Origin of the sequence: Streptomyces spiramenti (assembly GCF_012034385.1) — a bacterium.
Lineage (GTDB): Bacteria > Actinomycetota > Actinomycetes > Streptomycetales > Streptomycetaceae > Streptomyces > Streptomyces spiramenti.
The window spans coordinates 1-1,658 of sequence record NZ_JAAVJB010000433.1 but is presented as its reverse complement, the minus strand read 5'-3'; the positions used below and the strand labels follow the sequence as shown (position 1 = coordinate 1,658).

3 protein-coding genes are annotated in these 1,658 nt (G+C 72.0%); all 3 read left to right on the top strand.

What is annotated here, in order from left to right; genetic code table 11:
- Positions 1-461: 461 nt before the first annotated feature.
- Positions 462-794, top strand: coding sequence for a hypothetical protein (locus HCJ92_RS23960; RefSeq protein ID WP_167935698.1), 333 nt, complete (start codon positions 462-464; stop codon positions 792-794).
- Positions 795-900: 106 nt separating this feature from the next.
- A complete protein-coding gene (locus tag HCJ92_RS23955; protein WP_167935697.1) occupies positions 901-1,263 on the top strand; it encodes a WhiB family transcriptional regulator in 363 nt (120 codons plus the stop codon).
- Entirely contained in the window at positions 1,260-1,568 is a 309-nt protein-coding gene (locus HCJ92_RS23950) for a hypothetical protein (protein ID WP_167935696.1), read from the top strand. The genes HCJ92_RS23955 and HCJ92_RS23950 overlap by 4 nt, the downstream gene beginning before the upstream one ends.
- Positions 1,569-1,658: the final 90 nt, after the last annotated feature.

The following is a 1,658-nucleotide window of genomic DNA, read 5'->3' as shown; positions in this document are numbered from 1 at the left end:
CCACGGCGCCGGTCGGTCGCCCGAGCCCGCCGCGGACCAGGGCGGGCGTTCCCGCCACCGGCCGACCCCGGACGCGGGGCGTGCACCCGTTCGCGCCCCGCGCCCCGCGCCCGCGCGAGGTGCGTGGTGGGCGGTCCGGCGCCCGCTGTACCGGGAACTTCTCTCCGCCCGGCTGCCGAGAACGTGGGCGGGGCGCACCGTCCGGGTGCGTCGCACCTGGTCAGGGTCGTGTGCGCGGGAGGCCCGCCCGCCGGCAGTACCACCACGGGGGAAGGTCCTGGAGAAACCTCGGAAAAATAGTTTGCGCAGGACCGAGCGATACGCATAGCGTGCTTCACGGCGCCGGAAGAGGCTTTCCTCACCCGGTTCCGCAGCACTTCCGAGTTTCGCAGCACTTCCGAACAGTTCCGCAGCCACGACCGAACCACCGGTCCCGTACACGCCGAAGGGAGGCGAATCCCATGTCCGACTTCACCATCACCGGTCATCTCAACGTCGCCTGCCCCACCGTCGGTACGTCGGTCGGCAGCGTCGCCCCCACGGGCGTCGCCGCTGTCCCCGGTGCCCATGGCTGCTTCGTTCCGGCCTCGACCCCGGTCGTCGCCGTGCGTGAGCGAGGCACCGCCCTCGCAGTGGCCGCCGTCGTGGCCGACGAGCGGACCGCCGCCGGCTACGGCTTTACCGCCACCGGCGCGGGCGCCGAGGCAGACGCCCAGCTGTTCGGACAGCAGAAGTCCCAGCTCCACCCGATGTGGGCCCTCCGCGGGCTCGATCCCTGGACCGATCCAACCTGATTCGTGAGATCAGGTCGGTGCCTCCAGGGCCGCGGAACCCCGTCAGGGGACCGCGGCCCTTCTGTTTGCCCTGAACAGAGACCGACACGAGACGAGGACACACCCCGTGCAACTCGCAGCCCCCGCCCCGTCATCGACCGACCTGCACTCACCACCGGATCCGGAGAAGCCCACCGTGACCCCTCTCTTCACCCTGAACGAGCTCGACGAGGCCATCGACCGCCTCGACACCGGCGTCCCCTGCCGCAGCTACGACCCCGAGGTCTTCTTCGCGGAGTCCCCCGAGGACGTCGAGTACGCCAAGTCCCTGTGCGGTACCTGCCCGCTCCGTGAGGCATGCCTCGCCGGCGCGAAGGACCGTCGCGAGCCCTGGGGGGTCTGGGGCGGCGAACTGTTCGTCCAGGGCGTCGTCGTCCCCCGCAAGCGCCCGCGCGGGCGTCCCCGCAAGAACCCGGTGCCCGCGGCATGATCCCCGGAACGATCGGCGCGCCGACACCGCACAACCCCCACCAGGACGACGACATGAACACCGCCAGCCGCACCTCCCACGCTCCGGCGCAGGAAGACCCGCGCCACACCCAGAACAGGAACCGAAGAATGGAACTCATGCCCGAAGTCATGGCGCGCTCGCATATGAACGAGCGCCTCAGGCAAGCGGAGAGCCAACGCCTCGCCACCGCGATGCTGTTGGAGCGCCGCTCCCGCCGCCTCCAACGAAGGGCCGCGCGCGCCTCGCACCGCGCCCGGCGGGCGCTGGCCCGCGCCGTCATGTGACGGCACGGTCGGCACCGGCGGCGGTCAGCGGCCCCTCGGCCGTGACCGGCGCATCCACCCTGCGATCGGCCCGGCCCGGGAGACCCCGGC